Raw genomic sequence first — 19,944 nt, forward strand, 5'->3', positions numbered from 1 at the left:
GTCAGGCTCCCGGCGGGACGGCGGTGTACCCGCCGGGGACGGCGTCGTCGCGGCCTACCCGGCCGAGGCCGTCGTCCGCGGCCACCAGCACGCACCCCAGGTAGACCAGCAGCGCGGCGAACGGCGCGGCGGCCAGCCCGGGCAGCGAGCCCAGCACCAGGCCCGTGCTCAGCCGGGCGCCGACGACGGCGAGCTCGGCCTCGCTCGGCGAGGGGGCCAGCAGCTCGCCGGTCTGCCAGGCGACCAGCGCCGCCAGCGACGTCCCCAGCGCGAGGACGACCAGCATGCCGACGCCGCGGCCGCGCCGCAGCCGCCACGCGAACGCACCGGCGAGCAGGCCCAGGCCGATCAGCACCAGGACCAGCACGGCGTCGTCGCCGATCCGCAGCTCCCCCGACGGGGTGCCCACGGCGACCGGCCCGAGGTCGGTCACCTGGAACTCGGCGCGCGGGGCCAGGGCCCACCAGAGCAGCCCGGCGGGGATGCCGGCCAGCACGAGCGCGAGCAGCAGCGGCCGCCCCACGTGCATGTCCTGCCGGACCTCCGGCCAGCCGCGCCAGTAGGCGTGCGGCGGCACCCCGGGGAACGGTCGGAACATCGGCGGTGGGGTGCTCACCGGTCCAGTGAACAACGGCGATCGGCGCGGGCGGTCCGCACCCCCGGGCGACCGGGGGCCGGCCCGCTCAGAGGATCGCCACGCTGGTGGGGCCCAGCAGGGCCTTGATGTCGCCCATCAGCGCCGTGCTGGGCCGCACCCGGAGCCCCTGGTCCAGGCGCAGCACGGTCTCCCGGCTGCCGTTGACCAGCTTGAGCTGCACCTCGGTGGTGCCGGGGTGGCTGCCCAGGACCTCGCGCAGGCGCTCGACGACCGGCGGGGTGCAGCGGGCGGCCGCCATCGAGACCAGCACCGGGCCGCGCGGGCCCTCGGTCAGCTCGGGGACGGTGACCTCGGAGCCGAAGAGGGAGGGCTGGTCGTCGCGCCGGCTGATCCGGCCCTTGACCACGACGATCTGGTCGCGGACGACCTTCTCCGACACCTCGGCCCACGTCTTGGGGAAGAAGAGCACCTCGATGCCGGACTCGAGGTCCTCCAGAGTGGCGATCGCCCACGGCGCGCCCTGCTTGTTCGTCCGCGGGGAGACCGCGGTGAGGATGCCGGCGATCGTGACGTTGGCGCCGTCCTCGACCCCGCCGGCGTTGATCTCGGCGATCGGGGTGTCGGCGTGCGAGGTGAGCACGTGCTCGACGCCGTGCAGCGGGTGGTCGGAGACGTAGAGGCCGAGCATGTCGCGCTCGAACATCAGCCGCTCGCTCTTCGACCAGTCCGCCGTGGGGATGGTGATGTCGAGGGCCCCGGCGAACGGGTCGTCGGCGGCGTCGTCGGCGCCGAAGCTGCCGAAGAGGTCGAACTGGCCCTCGGCCTCCTTGCGCTTGAGCCCCATCGCCGAGTCGACCGCCTGCGCGTGGACGGCGACGATGCCCTGCCGCGAGTGGCCCAGCGAGTCGAACGCGCCGGCCTTGGCGAGGGACTCGATGACCTTCTTGTTGCAGGCCACCGTGTCGATCTTGCGCATGAAGTCGGCGAAGTCCTTGAACGCGCCCTTCTCCTCGCGGGCCCGGACGATCGACTCCACGACGTTGGTCCCGACGTTGCGCACCGATGCCAGGCCGAAGCGGACGTCGGTGCCGACGGCGGTGAAGTCCCAGGAGGACTCGTTGACGTCCGGCGGGAGCACCTTGATGCCCATCCGGCGGCACTCGGCCAGGTAGATCGGCCGGCGGTCCTTGTCGTCGCCGACGCTGGTGAGCAGCCCGGCCATGTACTCGGCCGGGTAGTTGGCCTTGAGGAACGCCGTCCAGTACGAGACCAGGCCGTAGGCGGCCGAGTGGGCCTTGTTGAACGCGTAGTCGGCGAACGGGACGAGGATGTCCCACAGCGTCTTGACGGCCGCGGCGGAGAAGCCGTTGGCCTTCATCCCGGCCTCGAACCCGACGAACTCGGCGTCCAGGACCGACTTCTTCTTCTTGCCCATCGCGCGGCGCAGCAGGTCGGCCTTGCCGAGCGAGTACCCGGCGACCTTCTGCGCGATCGCCATGACCTGCTCCTGGTAGACGATCAGGCCGTAGGTCTGCCCGAGGATCTCCGCCAGCGGTTCGGCGAGCTCGGGGTGGATCGGCGTGATCTCCTGCTGGCCGTTCTTGCGCAGCGCGTAGTTGGTGTGCGAGTTCGCACCCATCGGGCCGGGCCGGTAGAGCGCGCCGACGGCGGAGATGTCCTCGAAGTTGTCCGGCCGCATGAGCCGCAGCAGCGAGCGCATCGGCCCGCCGTCGAACTGGAAGACGCCGAGGGTGTCGCCGCGGGAGAGCAGCGCGTAGGTGTTCGGGTCGGTGAGGTCCTTGCTGAGCTCGTCGAGGTCGATCGGCTCCTTGCCGTTCAGCACGATGTTGCGCAGCGCGTCGTCGATCACCGTGAGGTTGCGCAGCCCCAGGAAGTCCATCTTCAGCAGGCCGAGCGTCTCGCAGGTCGGGTAGTCGAACTGCGTGATGACCGCGCCGTCGGCCTCGCGCCGCATGATCGGGATGCTGTCGATCAGCGGGTAGCGGCCGATGATCACGCCGGCGGCGTGCACGCCCCACTGGCGCTTCAGACCCTCGAGCTTGCGGGCCTGGTCGACGACCTCGGCCGCGCCCGGGTCGGACTCGTAGCGGGCGCGGAACTCCGCGGCCTCCTTGTAGCGCGGGTGGGCCGGGTCGAAGACCCCCGACAGCGGGATGCCCTTGCCCATCACGTCCGGCGGCATGAGCTTGGTCAGCTCGTCACCCACCGAGTAGGGGCGGTCGAGCACGCGGGCGGCGTCCTTGATCGCGGCCTTCGCCTTGATCGTGCCGTAGGTGACGATCTGGCTGACCCGCTCCTCGCCGTACTTCTGCGAGACGTACTGGATGACCTCGCCGCGGCGGCGGTCGTCGAAGTCGATGTCGACGTCGGGCATGGAGACGCGCTCGGGGTTGAGGAAGCGCTCGAAGATCAGGCCGTGGGCCAGCGGGTCGAGGTCGGTGATGCCCATGGCGAAGGCGGCCAGCGAGCCGGCGGCCGAGCCACGGCCCGGGCCGACGCGGATGCCGTTGTCCTTGGCCCAGTTGATGAAGTCGGCGACCACGAGGAAGTACCCCGGGAAGCCCATCTGGCAGATGATCCCGGTCTCGTAGTCGGCCTGCTTGCGGACGTGGTCAGGGATGCCGTTCGGGTAGCGCTTGTGCAGGCCGCGCTCGACCTCCTTGACGAACCAGGAGGTCTCGTCCTCCCCCGGCGGCAGCGGGAAGCGCGGCATCAGGTCGGCGCCCTCGGTGAAGGTCACCTCGCACTGCTCGGCGATGACCAGCGTGTTGTCGCAGGCCTCGCGCAGGTCACCGGGGAACAGCGCCCGCATCTCGGCCGCGGACTTCAGGTAGTAGCCGTCGCCGTTGAACTTGAAGCGGTTGGGCTCGTTGAGCCGGGAGCCGGTCTGGATGCACAGCAGGGCGTCGTGGGCGTCGGCGTCCTCCTTGTGCGTGTAGTGCAGGTCGTTGGTGGCCAGCAGCGGGATGCCGAGGTCCTTGGCGATGGCCAGCAGCGCCGGGCGGGTCTTCTTCTCGATGGACAGCCCGTGGTCCATCAGCTCGGCGTAGAAGTTCTCCCGGCCGAAGATGTCCTGGAAGTCCGCGGCCGCCTGGCGCGCCCTGTCCTCCTTGCCGGCGCGCAGCCACATGTTCACCTCGCCCGAGGGGCAGCCGGTGGTGGCGATCAGGCCCTTGCCGTAGCGCTCCAGCAGGTCGCGGTCGAAGCGGGGCTTGCGGTACTGCCCCTCGAGGCTGGCCAGCGAGGAGATGCGGAACAGGTTGTGCATGCCCTCGGTGGTGCGGGCCAGCAGCGTCATGTGGGTGTAGGCGGCCTTGCCCCGGTTGGACCCGCCGTCACCCTCCTCGTCGAGCAGCTTGTCGCCGAAGTCGAACGGTGCGCGGTCGAACCGGGAGCCGGGCGTGTAGTAGCCCTCCATCCCGATGATCGGCTTCACGCCGGCGCCCTTGGCCTGCTTGTAGAAGTCGTAGGCGCCGAAGACGTTGCCGTGGTCGGTCATCGCCAGCGCTGGCATGCCCTGGGCGGCCGCGGCCGCGGTGACCTCCGGCAGCTTCGCCGCGCCGTCCAGCATCGAGTACTCGGTGTGCACGTGCAGGTGCACGAAGTTCTCTTCGCGGGACGGGCTGCTCACGGTGCGGGGTGCTCCTCACGGGTCTCGCCGGCCCGGCCGGCGCGGGGGCGGGCGGGGTCGACGGGGTGGATCTCATGACCGGCGGGGAAGGCCGTTCGGCGGTGACTCTCCAGCGGGAACCGGTGCCCCGATCCTCGCACCTCGACAGGTCTACCGGCGACCACCGACAGAACGTGTCTCGGCGATCCGGACCACTCCGTCACACGGTTCCCGCAGGCCCCCGGCCCAGCTCGCGCCGCATGGTGACGTGGGCGATCCCGGCCTCCTCGTAGACCTCGCCCACGGCCGCGTACCCGGCGCGCTCGTAGAACCGCCGGGCCGGCAGCTGTGCGTGCAGCTCGACCCCGGTCGCCCCGAGCCGGGTCGCCTGGCGGTGCAGCTCGTCGAGCACCGCGGCGCCGTGCCCCCTGCCCCGGACCTCGGCCGCGGCGGCCATCCGGCCGATCCGGGCCGTCGCGCCGTCGACCAGCAGCCGCCCGGTGGCCACCACCCGCCCGGCGTCGTCCCGGCTGAGCACGTGCACCGCCGTCGCGTCGGCGGCGTCCTGCTCGATCTCCGGCGGAACACCCTGCTCGTCCACGAACACGCGGGTGCGCAGCGCGGCGACCTCGGGCCAGTCGGCGGCGGTCGCGACCTGCGCGGTGGGGCTCGGCACGGCGTCCATCCTGCCGACCGCGGCTCAGCCGCCCGCGTCCCCCTCCGCGCCGGCGGCCGCGGCGGGCAGGGCGCTGGCCGGCACCAGCAGGAACCGGAGGTCGATCACCGCGTGCAGCAGCACCGGCAGCAGCAGCGAGCCGGTGTCCAGGTAGAGCGCCGCCATCACCCCGCCGAGGACGCCGGTGAGCACGACGCCCGCGCGGCCCTGGTAGGCGTGCGCCAGCCCGAAGGCGACGGCGGCGGCCAGGACCAGCACGACCGACGGCGCCCCGCCGACCAGGGCCGAGAGCACGGCGAGGAAGAAGCCGCGGTACAGCCACTCCTCGCAGACGCCGGCGGTGACGCCGACGACGCTGAACAGCCGCCGCTCGCCGGCCGTGCGCGGCAGCAGCGCCAGCGTCGACTGCCCCGGCGGCTCGGCGTGCCGGCCCTCCCCCGGCCGGCGCGACGGCCGGGTCATCTCCAGCAGGGCGCCCGAGCGCAGCTGGCGGGTGGAGGCGACGACGAACAGCAGCAGCAGGACGACGACGGCCGCGGACACCGGTCCGGGCCACTCGCGCGGCCAGACCAGACCGACGGCCGCGGCGTCGACCCCGGGGGCGGACAGCCAGACGACGAACGCGACGACCGCCAGTCCCCACTCGAGCACCAGCAGCCGCCGGTAGAACGAGCGGCGGGCCCCCGCGTCGGTGCGCAGCCGGCCCTCGAACCGGCGGTGCAGCACGTGCCCGACCGCGGGCTCCCCCACCACCAGGTAGACGGCCACCACGACCGCGGCCAGCGCCGCGGGGCCGAAGTCGGCGAGGGAGGCCGGCAGCGCCGTCACCGGAGGTGCGTCAGGCCTCGGCGCGCAGGACGGCCAGCGCGCCGGCGAGGTCGGGCGGGTACTCGCTGGTGAACTCGACCCACCGCCCGTCGGCCGGGTGCGGGAAGCCCAGCCGCACCGCGTGCAGCCACTGGCGGGAGACGCCGAGCCTCGCCGCGAGGGTGGGGTCGGCGCCGTAGGTGGTGTCGCCGACGCAGGGGTGGCGCAGCGCCGAGAAGTGCACGCGGATCTGGTGGGTGCGGCCGGTCTCCAGCCGGATGTCGACCAGGCTGGCGGCGGCGAAGGCCTCCGTGACCTCGTAGTGGGTGACCGACGGGCGGCCGCCGCTGACGACGGCGAACCGCCAGTCGTGCCGCGGGTGCCGGTCGATCGGTGCGTCGATGGTGCCGCGCGAGGGATCCGGGTGGCCCTGCACGAGGGCGTGGTAGCCCTTCTCGACCGTGCGCTCCTTGAAGGCGGCCTTCAGCGCGGTGTAGGCGCGCTCGCTCTTCGCGACGACCATGACGCCGGTGGTGGCGGCGTCCAGCCGGTGCACCACGCCCTGCCGCTCGGCCGCCCCCGACGTCGAGACCCGGTAGCCGGCCGCCGCGAGACCGCCGATCACCGTGGGCCCGTCCCACCCCGGGCTGGGGTGCGCCGCGACGCCGACCGGCTTGTCCACGACCACCAGGTCGTCGTCGTCGAACAGGATCGACATGCCCTCGACCGGCCGGGGCGGCGCGGGCTCCCCCGGCGGGGGCGGCAGCTCCACCTCCAGCCAGCTGCCGCCGGTCAGCCGGTCACCCTTGCCGCGGACGCGGCCGTCGACGAGGACGTGGCCGGCGTCGGCCACCTCGGCGGCGGCGGTGCGGGAGAGGCCGAACAGCCGGGACAGGGCCTGGTCGACCCGCTGGCCCTCCAGCCCGTCGGGCACCGGGAGGGCCCGGGAGAGGCCGGGAGCGCTGGTCACGGGCTCCATTGTGCGGGTCGGGCGGACCGGACGGCGGAGCCGTGCCTCACGCGGTGCCGGCCCGCTCGTCCGCGCCGCTGCGGGTGCCGTCGAACTCGACGCCCCGGATGGCCAGCAGCACCCCGAGGATGCCACCGCAGACGATGGCCGAGTCGGCGACGTTGAAGACCGGGAACACGCTCCCGTCCGGGCCGAAGACCGAGAGGAAGTCGACGACGCCGCCGCGCAGGAAGCCGGGGTCGCGGAAGATCCGGTCGATCAGGTTGCCCAGCGCCCCGCCGAGCACCAGGCCGAGCGCGACCGCCCAGCCGGTCGACCGCAGCCGGCGGGCGGTGCGCACGATGACCACCGTCACCACCGCGGCCACCAGGGTGAACAGCACGGTGAAGCCCTCGGCGAAGGAGAACGCCGCCCCGGTGTTGCGCAGCTGGGTCAGGTACAGCGCCCCGCCCAGGGTGCGGATGTCCTCCCCCGGCTCGATCGTCGCGACCACGACCAGCTTGGTGACCAGGTCGAGCACCAGGACGGTGGCCGCCAGCGACAGCAGCAGCCGGGTGCGGAGTGGGTGCGGCGGCGCGACGGCGGAGGAGCCGCCGGACGCGTCGTCCGCCGGGTCGACGTGCTCGGACAGGAGGGCTCCTCGGCTCGGCAGGGTGGTCGGCGGCGGCCGCGCGACCATCTCCGTCGACGATAGCCGCGGGGATCGGCGCCGGGCGGCAGGAGACGGGCGGCTACGAGGCGCCGGGGTCCAGCCAGACCGCGGTGTCGGGCGGCAGCAGGTCCGCACACGGCGCGCTGGACAGGAGGCGGCGGCCCGCTCCGCGCAGGTCCAGCGGCACGTCCGACAGGTTCACCACGCACCGGAACGACGGCCCGCGGTCGAAGGCGACCGCGTCCTCGGCGACCCGCCACCAGGAGAACTCGCCGCCGCGCAGGCCCGGGAGGCGCCGGCGGAGGGAGAGCGCCGTGCGGTAGAGGGACAGGGTCGACGTCGGGTCGGCCAGCTGCGCGGCGACGGTGCAGCCCGCCCAGCCCGCGGGCTGCGGCAGCCAGGGCTCGACGCCGTCGTCGGTGAACCCGAACGGCGGGCGGTCGCCCGACCACGGGAGGGGCACGCGGCACCCGTCCCGGCCCCGGGCGGTGCGGCCCGACCGTTCCCACGTCGGGTCCTGCAGCGCCTCCTCCGGCAGGTCCTCCACCTCGGGGAGCCCGAGCTCCTCGCCCTGGTAGACGTAGGCCGAGCCGGGCAGGGCGAGGGTGAGCAGCGCGGCCGCCCGGGCCCGCCGGAGCCCGAGCTCCGGGTCGCCGGCCGGCGCGCCGGTGTCGAAGCCCATCGTGGCGGCCGCGCTCCGCGCCCGCCCGAACCGGGTCGCGTGCCGGGTCTCGTCGTGGCTGGACAGCACCCAGGTGGCCGGGGCCCCGACCGGTTCGAGCGCGGCCAGGCTGGCATCGATCACGGCGCGGAGGTGGCCGGCGTCCCAGGGCGAGGCCAGGTAGTCGAAGTTGAAGCTGGTGTGCATCTCGTCCGGCCGGACGTAACGGCTGAGCCGTTCGGGCCCGTTCACCACCGCCTCGGTGACGAACAGCCGGCCGCCCTCGTAGCTGTCCCCGATCCGCCGCCACCGCCGGAGGATGTCGTGCACCTCGTCGACGTCCCAGTGCGGGTTCCCCACCCAGGTGCGGGACTCGAAGAGGGCGCCGGGGCCGTGGCCGGCGTCGGGGAGCCCGGTCACCTTCGCCATCGCGGGGGCGGCGTCCACCCGGATCCCGTCGACCCCGCGGTCGAACCAGAAGCGCAGGACGGCGTCGAAGTCGTCCCGGACGCCCGGGTGGTCCCAGTCGAGGTCGGGCTGTTCCGGGGCGAACAGGTGGAGGTACCACTGCCCCGGCGAGCCGTCGGGCTCGCGCACCCGGGTCCAGGCCGGCCCACCGAAAGCGCTGATCCAGTCGTTCGGCGGCGCCGAGCCCCCCGCCCGGCCGTCGCGGAAGAAGTACCTGCTCCGCTCCGGCGCCCCCGGCCCGGCCGCCAGAGCAGCCCGGAACCACGGGTGCTCCTCGGAGGTGTGGTTGGCGACCAGGTCGGTGATGACCCGGAGCCCGAGCCCGTGGGCCTCGGCGAGGAGCGCGTCGGCGTCCGCGATGGTGCCGAACCGCGGATCGATGTCGCAGTAGTCCGCGACGTCGTACCCGCCGTCGGCCATGGGCGAGGGGTACCAGGGGGTGATCCACAGCGCGTCGACGCCGAGCTCGGCGAGGTAGGGCAGCCGACGGCGCAGGCCACCGAGGTCGCCGACCCCGTCCCCGTCCGAGTCGGCGAAGCTCCGCAGGTACACCTCGTAGACGACGGCGTCCCGCCACCACGCGTCCCGCCCCATCGTTGCCAACTCCGAGCCTGGTGACGTGCTGGAACGGCCGCCCTCCGCGGACCCGTGCCGAGCCTGGTGAGGTGCTGGAACGGCCATCCTTCAGGGGCCCGCGCCGAGCGTGCGAGGCGTGGGGGGAAGGATGGCCCTTCCTCAGGCCGAGGCCGCCGTGGCCCCACCCACCTGCGTCCCGCCCGCGGGTGCACCGCCCGAGGGCGCGCCGCCCGCCTGCGAGTCCTCGAGCTGCTCGATCCGGTCCTGGGCCGCCATCCGGGTGAGCTCGGCGCCGGCCTCGGGATCGCGGGTCAGGTTCTCGCCGGACTCCGGGTCGAACACGTGGACCTTGCGGCTGTCGAGCCAGAACTCGGCCTCCCGGCCCTCGCGGATGCGGCTGGTCGCGTCGATCGACACGATCGCCTGGGTCCGCAGCTCCTCGGAGTCGAGCTCCTTGGACAGGTCGCGCAGCTGGGCCTTGATCGAGTCCGGGGCGTCGTAGGGGATGTAGGCGTACTGCGAGTCACCCAGCCACTCGGTGACGTCGACCCGCGCCCGGAACGTCGACCCGAGGGGGCGCTTGGCCTCGTCGACCAGGGAGGCGTCCTCGAAGTACTCCGGGCGGATGCCGACCAGCAGCAGGTCGTGGCCGGCGATCTTCGCGGCGCGCTCGGCGTCCAGGTCGATCGTCCCGAACGGCGTCTTCAGCGTGTTCCCCTCGGGCGTCGCCGGCAGGAAGTTCATCGGGGGCGACCCGATGAACCCGGCCACGAAGAGGTTGACCGGCTGCTCGTAGAGCTCCCGCGGCGACGCGACCTGCTGGATCTTGCCCTTGCGCAGCACGCAGACCCGGTCGCCGAGGGTCATGGCTTCGGTCTGGTCGTGGGTGACGTAGACGGTCGTGATCCCCAGCCGGCGCTGCAGCCGCGAGATCTCGGTGCGCATCTGACCGCGGAGCTTGGCGTCGAGGTTGGACAGCGGCTCGTCGAAGAGGAACGCCTCGGCCTGCCGGACGATGGCGCGGCCCATCGCGACGCGCTGCCGCTGACCACCGGAGAGGTTGGCCGGCTTGCGCTCGAGGTGCTCCTTGAGCTCCAGCACGTCCGAGGCCTCGTTCACCCGGCGGCGCACCTCGTCGTCCGACGTCTTGGCCAGCCGGAGCGGGAAGGCGATGTTCTCGTACACCGTCATGTGCGGGTACAGCGCGTAGTTCTGGAACACCATCGACAGGTTCCGGTCGCGCGGTGCGAGGTCGTTGACCCGCTTGCCGCCGATCACCATGTCGCCGCTGGTGATGTCCTCGAGACCGACGATCATCCGCAGCAGCGTCGACTTCCCGCAGCCGGACGGGCCGACGAGGATCATGAACTCCCCGTCGGCGATGTCCAGGCTGACGTCGTTGACCGCCGGGAACCCGTCCCCGTACTTCTTGACGATGTTGTTCATCTCGATGGAGGCCATCAGTGTTCGTCCCCTCGGGAGGTCGCTGCGGTGGAGCGGGTGGGAGTCATGGCGGTCAGCCCTTGACCGCGCCGTTGGTCAGCCCGGCGACGATGCGCCGCTGGAACAGCAGGACCAGGACGACGACCGGGATCGTCACGATCAGCGCGGCCGCCGCGATGGCGCCGGTCGGGTCCTCGAACTGGGAAGCGCCGCTGAACAGGCCGAGCGCCGCCGGAACGGGTCGGGCTGCCTCCGTCGAGGTCAGGACGATGCCGTAGACGAAGTCGTTCCAGGCGATGAAGAACGCGATGATCGCCGTGGTGAACACACCGGGAGCGGCCAGCGGGACGATCACCTTGCGGAACGCCTGCCAGGTGGTCGCGCCGTCGACCTGGGCTGCCTGCTCCATCTCCCACGGGATCTCCCGGAAGAACGCCGACATGGTCCAGATCGAGATGGGCAGGGTCAGCGACAGGTACGGGAGGATCAGCCCGGGCCAGGTGTCGTAGAGCCCGATCTGCCGCCACACGTTGAACAGCGGGGTCACGATCGAGATGACCGGGAAGATCGCCACCGCCAGCGCCGTGGACAGGATCACCTTCTTGCCGGGGAAGTCCAGCCGGGCGATGGCGTACGCGGCGAACATCGCGAGCAGGCAGGAGATGGCCGTGGCGATCAGGCAGATGCCGAACGAGTTGCGCAGTGCCGGCAGGAACAGCTCGCTCGCGCTCCCGGTCAGGACCGTCTCGTAGTTGCCCCAGGAGATGCTGCTCGGCAGGAACTGGCCGTTGGCGATGTCCGACGGGGCCTTCAGCGAGATGGAGATGATCCAGGCGATCGGGAACAGCGCGTACACGACGATGATCGCGCCACCGATCCACCACATGACCTTCTTCCGAGTGGACATCCTCACTCCCCCCGAGTCGAGGCCAGATCGACCTTGAATGCCTTGATGAAGGTGAACGCGATCAGCACCACCACGAGGAACAGCAGCACCGAGACCGCGGACCCGAGCCCGATCTCCAATCGGGCGATCGTCTGCCGGTAGGCGAGGAACGACACCGATTCGGTGCCGTTGGCGCCGCCGGTCATGATGAAGATGCTGTCGAAGACCCGGAACGCATCCAGGCTGCGGAACAGCAGGGCGACCATGATCGCCGCCTTCATGTTCGGGATGGTCACCCGCCACAGCCGTTGCCACCACGAGGCGCCGTCGACCTTCGCCGCCTCCTGCAGCACCTCGGGCACCTGTGCCAGACCGGCCAGCAGCAGCAGCGAGATGAACGGGGTGGTCTTCCAGATCTCCGCCAGGCAGATGACCAGCAGGGACTGCCACCTGTCACCGAACCAGTCGGTGTCCGCGGTCACCCCGGGTATCCAGGCGAACCAGGAGTTGACGAACCCCGTGTTGATGTCGAAGGCGAACTGCCACGCGAAGGCCGACACCACCGTGATGACCGCGTACGGGATGAGGATCGCCGCCCGCACGACGGGGCGGATGGAGCTGAGCGCCTTGGCCATCACCATGGCGAGGCCGAAACCGAGCACGAGCTCCACCGCCACGGTGACCACCGTGATGAAGACGGTGACCCAGATGGCCTGCCACCAGATGGGATCGGTGAGGATCACCCAGTAGTTGGTCAGCCCGGTGAACGACCGGTTGGCCGGGTCGGTGAGCCGGTAGGAGAACAGGGACTCGTAGATGGCCTGGGCGATCGGGTAGGCGGTGACCGCCAGCATCACCACGAACGCCGGGCCGGCCAGCAGCCAGCCGAGCTTCCGCTCGCTGCGCGACCGATCGCTGATGCCGGCCTTCTTCTCCGGCGCCGATCTCGGATCGGTCTTCTCGCCGGGCGGCAGGGTCGTGGTGCTCACAGCAGTTCCTCCCCTGCCAGGACGGCGTTGATGAGTTCGGCGGCCGTCGCGCCGGTCTGACCCGGCTCCACCGAGCTCGCCGGGTGGTAGACCCGCTGCAGCGCCCCGGAGACCTCGCTGTAGTAGACGGTCTGCGGCCGGGGTGCGGCCGCCTCCAGCGACTCCCGGATGAGCGGTGCCTGCGGGAACTCCTCGAGGACCTCGGGGTCGTCGTAGACGGACGCCTTGGCCGCCGGGTTGCCGTTGGTGAGGAAGTAGTAGGTCTGGTTCTCCTCGGAGACGATGCACTCGGCGGCCTCGTACGCCAGGTCGGTGTTCCGGCTGAAGGCGCCGATGCCGATGTTGATGCCGCCGTAGGGAGGCCTGCTCTCCTCCCCCTCGACGGTCCGCGGGTAGCGCGCCCACCCGTAGTCCTCGGGGACGGACGCGTCGAGGGTGCCCGCCTCGACGGCGGACAGGGCGCGGGGCCAGACGAACGGCCAGTTGACCATGAAGGCCGCGTCGCCCTCCTCGAAGTCCGTCACGTTGGCGTCCTCGCCGGCGGTGGAGAAGGCAGGACCGCCGACCGTCGCCACGGCCTGCATGGCCTCGGCCGCCGCCACGGCGGCCTCGGACCGGAGACCGAGTTCGATGTCCTCCGGGTCCGGGGCGGTCTCCTCGATGATCGAGCCGCCGGCCCCTTCGATGAGCGCGTTGGTCCAGACCGTGAGCGCCTCGGCGCGGATGCCCTGCGCGGCGATCTGCGTGCCCTGCTCCTCGGCCGCGGCGACGAGCTGGGCCCACGTGACCGGCTCGTCCATGTCCAGCCCGGCGGCCTCGGCCGCCGACTGCTTGTACCAGAGCAGCTGGGTGTTGGCCCAGAACGGCACGGCGACCAGCTCGTCGTCCCAGGTGGACCCGTCGATCGCGCTCTGGACGACGTCCTCCGTCACCCGCTCGGCGACGTCCTCGGGCACGGGTGCCAGGAAGCCGGCCTGGGCGAACTCGGGGATGTACGGCGGGTCCAGGCTCATGAGGTCGATCGAGTCGTCCTCCGCCGCCAGCCGCCGGATCAGCTGCTCGCGCTGCTGCGACGACTCCCGGGGCAGCTGCGCCGTCTCGATGGTGTACGCGCCGTCCGCTGCCTCGGTGCAGCGCGCCGCGATCTCCGCCTGCCCTCCCGAGTCGGGATTGGTGTACCAGGTGAGCGTCGAGTCGCTGCCCGAGTCGCTCCCGCAGGCCGACAGCGTGGCCACCGCGACGAGCGAGGCCGCAGCCCCCACTGCCCTTCTCCTCTGGCGTCTCCGACCAGGAGCGTTCGGCATCAGTCCTCGCCTCCGTTGGCGTCCACCCGACCGAGATCACGACGGCTCTCGGAGCGTGGTACAGGTCACAAGGGGTGTCAATCCGAACCGGTGAGATCTCGGCGATTCGCGGCCGGGCCGAGACCTGCGCCCCGGCGGGCCGTCCTCCTGGTGGCTACTTCCGCCCGGCGATGACCGACGGCGTGGTGACCTCGGGGGGCGTCCGCGGCAGCACCGTCTCGAGGTAGGACCGCGCCGCCTCCGTCGTCCCGACGTCCCGGCCGGCGTGCTCGGACAGGAACCACCGGTGCTCGAGCACCTCGTGGAAGATCTCCGCCGGCGCCAGCCGGCCGGCGAGGTGGCGCGGGATCGCGTCGACGACGGGTTGGTAGACCTCCGCCAGCCAGCGGTGCCCGGCGATCGTCTCCGGCACCGGCCGGCCCGATTTCTGCTCCAGGTAGGCGCGGAACGCGCGCACGTCGTTGAGCAGCCGCTGGGCCTGGCGCTCCTGCACCTCCAGTCCGGTCAGCTTGAACAGCTCCCGCCGGTTCTGCCCGGGCTCGGCGACGCGGGTCTCCACCCGCAGCCGGGTGCCTTCGTCGGTGGTCAGCAGCTCCACCTCGCCGACGTCGAACCCCAGGTCGTTGAGGCGCCGCAGCCGCTCGGCGACCCGGTAGCGCTGCTCGTCGGTGCGGAAGACCTCCTCGCGGGTGACCTCCTCCCACAGCGTCTCGTAGCGCCGGGGCAGCCCGTCGGCCACCTCGATGGGGTCGATGCCGTCCGGGAGCAGCCCGCCGAAGCGCAGGTCCAGCAGCTCGGCGCCCACCCGCTCGCGGGCGAGGTCGACGTCGTAGGCCCGCTGCCCCGGGGACAGCCGCGGGTGCCGGTCGACGGTCTCGGCGTCGACGAGGTAGGCCGAGAAGGTGCCGGCGTCCAGCCGGAAGAGGGTGTTGGACAGCGAGCAGTCACCCCAGAAGACGCCGGCCAGGTGCAGCCGGACCAGCAGCACGACCATCGTGTCGAGCAGCTGCTCGGCCGAGTGCTCGCCCTGGGGCCGGGAGAACAGCCAGCGGTAGGACATCGAGTACTCGAGGTAGCGGGTCACCAGGATGGCCTGCTGGTCGTGCGGCCGGTCGACGCAGATGCCGAGCACCGAGACGGACGGCAGCCCCTCCCCCTCGAACTGGGCCAGCAGCGCGTACTCGTGCCGGGCCAGCCGCTCGGAGATCTCCTTCAGGGCGAAGACGTGGCCGTCGACGGCGACGAACCGGACGACGTGCCGCGAGATGCCGCGCGACGGGACGTCGAGCAGCAGCTCGTCTTCCCACTCCTCGAGCGGCTGGTCCCAGGGCAGGCTGAGCAGCCCCGTCGCCTCGGCGGCGGGTGGCCGGAAGATGAACCGCATGGCGCGCTCCGAACCGGTGGACGACGGCGGTCACCGGCGCTCACCATCCCATGCCCGGTCGCGGTGCGCGTCCCGTCAGTCGGTCTCGTCGGGGCGGCCGGTCTCGCCCCGCCACGTGGCGAGCCGGCCGGCGCGGCTGACCGCGCGCAGCCTGCGCTCGGCCTCCGGCCGGGAGCGCCGCGCCGAGACCAGCAGCGCCTGGTCCCCGCGCATCAGCCGGGTGTTCTCGTCGGGCACGAACGAGCGGCCGTCGCGGACGATGAGCACCACCGCCGCATCCTCGGGCAGGCGCAGCTCCGGCAGGTACACGCCGTGCAGCCGGGAGCCCTCGGGCACTGTCATCTGCATCAGCTCGGCGTCCAGCTCCTCCAGCGGCGCGGCCTCCACCTGGATCTCCCGCGGTGCGACCGGTGTGCCGATCCCGAGCCGCCGGGCGACCCACGGCAGGGACCAGCCCTGCACCAGCGTGAAGACGACGACCAGCACGAAGACGGTGTCGAAGATCCGCCCCGCCCCCGGCACACCCGCCGTGACGGGGAACGTGGCGAGCACGATCGGCACGGCCCCGCGCAGCCCGGCCCACGACACGAACGCCTGCTGGGACCAGGGCCACCGGAACCACATCAGCGACAGGACCACGGAGAGCGGCCGGGCCACCAGCAGCAGCGCCCCGCCCACGACGAGGGCCGGGACGAGCGCATCGGCCAGCCGGGGCGGTGAGACCAGCAGTCCCAGCAGCACGAACAGCCCGATCTGGGCCAGGGACGCCATCCCCTCGGCGAACCCGATGCTCGCCGTGCGGTGCGGCAGCGTGGCGTTGCCGAGCACGACCCCGCACAGGTAGACGGCGACGATGCCCGAGGTCCACGCCAGCGTCGCCGCGGCGAACGCGAGCACGCACAGCGACAGGATCGCGAGCGGGTAGAAGCCGGCCAGCGGCAGCGCCACCCGCCGCAGCAGCTGCGTGCCCAGGACCCCGGTCGCGACGCCGACGACCGCACCGCCCACGAGTTGCCCGACCACCTGCAGCACCACCAGCCACCAGGCGTCGGCCTGGACGTCGGTGAGCACGGCGGCCAGCGTGGTCACCAGCAGGATCGCCGGGGCGTCGTTGAGGCCGCTCTCCGCCTCCAGCGCGGCGGCGAGCCGGCGCGGGAGCGGCAGCTTGCGCAGCGCGGCGAAGACCGCCGCCGCGTCGGTCGAGCCGATGACCGCGGCAAGGAGCAGCGCGAAGCCCCACGACGCGTCCAGCAACCACACCGTGATGCCGGCCGTGACCAGCACGCTGACCGCGACGCCCACGGTGGCGAGGGTGAGGCCGGGCCCGATCGCCCGGCGGACGTCGGCCCACCGGGTCGTCAGGCCACCCTCGGCCAGGATCACCACCAGCGCGGCGACGCCGAGCGTCTGGGTGAGCTCGGCGTCGTCGAACTGCACGCCGAGCCCGCTCTCCCCCAGCATCACGCCCAGGGCCAGGTAGAGCAGCAGGCTGGGCAGCCCGAGGCGGTCCGCCAGCCGCAGCGCCACCGCCGCGACCAGCACGACGACCGCGCCGATGGCCAGGGCGACGGTGACGGTGGCGTTCACCGGTCGACCCTCATGACCGCAGTCTTCCGCACCGCTCCTCCGGGCCCTCCCCGCCGCGGGTGCCGGGCGGGTCGGCGGCGGGGAGGTGGCACCCGGCGAACCCGTTTGCCGGTTCGGGGAGAATGGGGGCGTGAGTGCTCCCACCGGCCCCTTCGCCGCGCTGCCCCCGCAGGTCGACCTGCCCGCCCTGGAGCACCGGATCCTCGAGCGCTGGGAGTCCGAGAAGGTCTTCGGCCGATCGCTGCAGGAGTCGGCCGGCCGGCCGCAGTGGAACTTCTACGAGGGCCCGCCCACGGCGAACGGCCGGCCGGGCACCCACCACATCGAGGCGCGCGCGTTCAAGGACGTCTTCCCCCGCTTCAAGACGATGCAGGGCTTCTCCGTGCCGCGCCGCGCGGGCTGGGACTGCCACGGCCTGCCGGTGGAGATCGCCGTCGAGCAGGAGCTGGGCTTCGCCGGCAAGCCCGACATCGAGCGCTACGGCATCGCCGAGTTCAACGCCCGCTGCCGGGCGTCGGTGGAGCGCCACGTCGGCGCGTTCACCGAGCTCACCCGCCGGATGGGTTACTGGGTGGACATGTCCACCGCCTACTGGACGATGGACCCCAGTTACATCGAGAGCGTCTGGTGGTCGCTCAAGCAGGTCTTCGAGAAGGGGCTGCTGGTCGAGGACCACCGGGTGGCGCCCTACTGCCCGCGCTGCGGCACCGGACTGAGCGACCACGAGGTCGCCCAGGGGTACGAGACCATCACCGACCCCTCGGTCTACGTGCGGCTGCCCATCACCGACGGCGAGTGGGCCGGCCGGGCCGACCTGCTGGTCTGGACGACGACGCCGTGGACGCTGCCGAGCAACACCGCCGTCGCCGTGCACCCCGACGTCCCCTACGTCGTCGCCCGCGCGGCCGGCTCGGACGACGTGCCGGTCGTGGTCGCCGAGCCGCTCGTGACCGCCGTCCTCGGGGAGGACGCCGAGGTGCTCGGCCGCGCGCCCGGGCGCGAGTGGGAGCGCACCCACTACCGGCGGCCGTTCGAGCTGGTCGACTTCCCGGCCGGCGAGGACGCGCACTTCGTCCTGCTCGCCGAGTACGTCACCACCGACGACGGCACCGGGCTGGTCCACCAGTCCCCCGCCTTCGGCGCCGACGACCTCGCCGTCTGCCGCGGCTACGGGCTGCCGGTGGTCAACCCCATCGACGCGACCGGGCACTTCCTGCCCGAGGTGCCGCTGGTGGGCGGGCACTTCTTCAAGGCCGCCGACCCCGCGCTCGTCGAGGACCTGGCGGGCCGCGGCGTGCTGTTCCGCGAGATCCGGTACGAGCACAGCTATCCGCACTGCTGGCGCTGCCACACGCCGCTCATGTACTACGCGCAGCCGTCCTGGTACATCCGCACCAGCCAGATCAAGGACCAGCTGCTCGCCGAGAACGAGAAGACCAACTGGTACCCGGAGAGCATCAAGACCGGCCGCTACGGCGACTGGCTGAACAACAACGTCGACTGGGCCTTGTCGCGCGACCGCTACTGGGGCACGCCGCTGCCGATCTGGCGCAACGACGCCGACCCGACCCGGATGATCGCCGTCGGCTCGCTGGCCGAGCTGTCCGAGCTCACCGGCACCGACCTCTCCGACCTGGACCCGCACCGCCCGTTCATCGACGACGTCACCTTCACGGTGGCCGGTGAGGAGGGCACCTACCGGCGGGTCCGGCAGGTCATCGACGCCTGGTACGACTCCGGCTCCATGCCGTTCGCCCAGTGGGGTGCGCCGCACCGGAACCAGGAGGAGTTCGAGGCCGCCTACCCGGCGCAGTTCATCTGCGAGGCGATCGACCAGACCCGCGGCTGGTTCTACACGCTGATGGCCGTCGGCACGCTGGTGTTCGAGAAGAGCTCGTACGAGAACGTGCTGTGCCTCGGGCACATCCTGGCCGAGGACGGCCGGAAGATGAGCAAGCACCTGGGCAACATCCTCGAGCCGATCCCGCTGATGGACCGGCACGGCGCCGACGCCGTCCGCTGGTTCATGCTCGCCGGCGGTTCGCCGTGGTCGGCCCGGCGGGTCGGGCACGAGACGCTGTCCGAGGTGGTGCGGAAGGTCCTGCTCACCTACTGGAACACCGCCAGCTTCTTCACGCTGTACGCCGAGACCAACGGCTGGGACCCCGCGACGGCCCCCGCGCCGGCGCGGGCGGAGCGGCCGCTGCTGGACCGCTGGGCGCTGGCCGAGCTGGCCGCGGTCACCCGCGACGTCACCGCCGCGCTGGAGGACTTCGACACCCAGGGCGCCGGCCGGCTGCTGGCGCAGTTCGTCGACGACCTGTCCAACTGGTACGTGCGGCGCTCGCGGCGCCGGTTCTGGGACGGCGACCCGTCGGCGCTGGGCACCCTGCACGAGGTCCTCGACGGCCTGACCCGCCTGATGGCGCCGTTCACGCCGTTCGTCACCGACGAGGTGTGGGGGCGCGCCGTCGTGCCGGGCCTGGCCGACGGCACGGCCGTCGACTCGGTGCACCTCGCCTCGTGGCCGCAGGTCGACGAGGCGGCGCTGGACGACCGGCTGGTCGAGCAGATGGTGCTGGTGCGCCGGCTCGTGGAGCTGGGCCGGTCGGCGCGCACCTCGGCCAAGATGCGCACCCGGCAGCCGCTGGCGCGCGCCGTCGTGGCCGCGCCGGGCTGGTCGGCCCTCCCCGGGGACCTGGTCGCCGAGGTGGCCGACGAGCTGAACGTCGCCGAGCTGATGGAGCTCGCCGCGGTCGGCGGCGGCCTGGTCGACGTCAGCGTGAAGGTCGACTTCCGGGCGGTCGGCCGCCGGCTGGGCAAGCGGGTGCAGGCGGTGGCGAAGGCGGTCGCCACGGCCGACGCGCCGTCCCTCGTCGCGGCCTACCGCGCGGGCACGGCGAGCGTGGACGTCGAGGGCTCCCCCGTGGCGCTCGAGGACGGCGACCTGGTCGTCACCGAGACCCCGCGCGAGGGCTGGACCGTGGCCAGCGGTGGCGGCCTGACCGTCGCCCTCGACCTCACCCTCACCCCGGAGCTGGAGCGCGCGGGCCTGGTCCGCGAGGTGGTCCGGCTCGTGCAGGAGGCGCGCAAGACCAGCGGCCTGGAGGTCAGCGACCGCATCGAGCTGTCCTGGACCGCGGACGGCGCCATGGCGCAGGCGCTGACCGAGCACACCGAGCAGCTGGCCGGCGAGGTGCTGGCCAGCGCCGTGCATGCCGGCACCGCGGGCCCGGGCGAGGGCGTCGAGGGGCCGGAGGGCTCGCGGTTCTGGCTGGTCAAGGCCGGCTGAGGGGGGACCCCGTCCCGCGG

Annotated in this window: 14 protein-coding genes; 1 reads left to right on the forward strand and 13 read right to left on the reverse strand. The window is 72.6% G+C overall.

Annotated elements, in window-relative coordinates:
- Position 1 precedes the first annotated feature (1 nt).
- The 13 genes from O2W17_RS00600 to O2W17_RS00660 form a co-directional block, all read right to left on the reverse strand.
- Complete coding sequence (locus O2W17_RS00600; protein WP_269190451.1) at positions 2 to 616, reverse strand: hypothetical protein; 615 nt, start codon at positions 614 to 616, stop codon at positions 2 to 4.
- Positions 617 to 683: 67 nt separating this feature from the next.
- Positions 684 to 4,250, reverse strand: a complete 3,567-nt coding sequence (gene dnaE, locus O2W17_RS00605) for a DNA polymerase III subunit alpha (RefSeq protein WP_269190452.1) — start codon at positions 4,248 to 4,250, stop codon at positions 684 to 686.
- A 199-nt stretch (positions 4,251 to 4,449) separates the two neighbouring features.
- Positions 4,450 to 4,905: a GNAT family N-acetyltransferase gene (locus O2W17_RS00610; RefSeq protein WP_269190453.1), complete on the reverse strand. Its 456-nt coding sequence runs from the start codon at positions 4,903 to 4,905 to the stop codon at positions 4,450 to 4,452.
- Between the two features lie 24 nt (positions 4,906 to 4,929).
- Entirely contained in the window at positions 4,930 to 5,733 is an 804-nt protein-coding gene (locus O2W17_RS00615) for a CPBP family intramembrane glutamic endopeptidase (protein WP_269190454.1), read from the reverse strand.
- 10 nt (positions 5,734 to 5,743) lie between these two features.
- On the reverse strand, positions 5,744 to 6,691 hold the full coding sequence (locus O2W17_RS00620) for an RluA family pseudouridine synthase (protein ID WP_269190455.1): 948 nt from the start codon (positions 6,689 to 6,691) through the stop codon (positions 5,744 to 5,746).
- Between the two features lie 37 nt (positions 6,692 to 6,728).
- Positions 6,729 to 7,361, reverse strand: a complete 633-nt coding sequence (gene lspA / locus O2W17_RS00625) for a signal peptidase II (protein ID WP_269190456.1) — start codon at positions 7,359 to 7,361, stop codon at positions 6,729 to 6,731.
- 52 nt (positions 7,362 to 7,413) lie between these two features.
- Positions 7,414 to 9,057: a glycoside hydrolase family 13 protein gene (locus O2W17_RS00630; RefSeq protein WP_269190457.1), complete on the reverse strand. Its 1,644-nt coding sequence runs from the start codon at positions 9,055 to 9,057 to the stop codon at positions 7,414 to 7,416.
- A 141-nt stretch (positions 9,058 to 9,198) separates the two neighbouring features.
- A complete protein-coding gene (locus tag O2W17_RS00635; RefSeq protein WP_269190458.1) occupies positions 9,199 to 10,500 on the reverse strand; it encodes an ABC transporter ATP-binding protein in 1,302 nt (433 codons plus the stop codon).
- Between the two features lie 55 nt (positions 10,501 to 10,555).
- A complete protein-coding gene (locus O2W17_RS00640; protein ID WP_269190459.1) occupies positions 10,556 to 11,389 on the reverse strand; it encodes a carbohydrate ABC transporter permease in 834 nt (277 codons plus the stop codon).
- A 2-nt stretch (positions 11,390 to 11,391) separates the two neighbouring features.
- On the reverse strand, positions 11,392 to 12,357 hold the full coding sequence (locus O2W17_RS00645) for a carbohydrate ABC transporter permease (RefSeq protein WP_269190460.1): 966 nt from the start codon (positions 12,355 to 12,357) through the stop codon (positions 11,392 to 11,394).
- Positions 12,354 to 13,619, reverse strand: a complete 1,266-nt coding sequence (locus O2W17_RS00650; protein ID WP_269190461.1) for an extracellular solute-binding protein — start codon at positions 13,617 to 13,619, stop codon at positions 12,354 to 12,356. The genes O2W17_RS00645 and O2W17_RS00650 overlap by 4 nt, the downstream gene beginning before the upstream one ends.
- 196 nt (positions 13,620 to 13,815) lie before the next feature.
- Positions 13,816 to 15,045 (reverse strand): DUF4032 domain-containing protein, encoded by a 1,230-nt coding sequence (locus O2W17_RS00655; RefSeq protein WP_269190462.1) that lies wholly within the window; start codon positions 15,043 to 15,045, stop codon positions 13,816 to 13,818.
- 75 nt (positions 15,046 to 15,120) lie between these two features.
- Entirely contained in the window at positions 15,121 to 16,632 is a 1,512-nt protein-coding gene (locus tag O2W17_RS00660; RefSeq protein ID WP_269190463.1) for a potassium/proton antiporter, read from the reverse strand.
- 130 nt (positions 16,633 to 16,762) lie between these two features.
- Between O2W17_RS00660 and ileS the strand changes: the two genes are divergently transcribed.
- Positions 16,763 to 19,924 carry an isoleucine--tRNA ligase gene (gene ileS / locus O2W17_RS00665; RefSeq protein WP_269190464.1) on the forward strand — a complete coding sequence of 1,054 codons (3,162 nt, stop codon included), beginning with the start codon at positions 16,763 to 16,765 and terminating at the stop codon, positions 19,922 to 19,924.
- Positions 19,925 to 19,944: the final 20 nt, after the last annotated feature.

This window comes from Blastococcus sp. VKM Ac-2987, assembly GCF_026967805.1.
Lineage (GTDB): Bacteria > Actinomycetota > Actinomycetes > Mycobacteriales > Geodermatophilaceae > Blastococcus.

Excerpts from the sequence above, each read along its gene's own strand:
- O2W17_RS00630 (WP_269190457.1), bottom strand. The coding sequence starts at position 9,057 with ATGGGGCGGGACGCGTGGTGGCGGGACGCCGTCGTCTACGAGGTGTAC.
- O2W17_RS00655 (WP_269190462.1), bottom strand. The coding sequence starts at position 15,045 with ATGCGGTTCATCTTCCGGCCACCCGCCGCCGAGGCGACGGGGCTGCTC.
- lspA (WP_269190456.1), bottom strand. The coding sequence starts at position 7,361 with ATGGTCGCGCGGCCGCCGCCGACCACCCTGCCGAGCCGAGGAGCCCTC.
- O2W17_RS00620 (WP_269190455.1), bottom strand. The coding sequence starts at position 6,691 with ATGGAGCCCGTGACCAGCGCTCCCGGCCTCTCCCGGGCCCTCCCGGTG.
- O2W17_RS00640 (WP_269190459.1), bottom strand. The coding sequence starts at position 11,389 with ATGTCCACTCGGAAGAAGGTCATGTGGTGGATCGGTGGCGCGATCATC.
- O2W17_RS00635 (WP_269190458.1), bottom strand. The coding sequence starts at position 10,500 with ATGGCCTCCATCGAGATGAACAACATCGTCAAGAAGTACGGGGACGGG.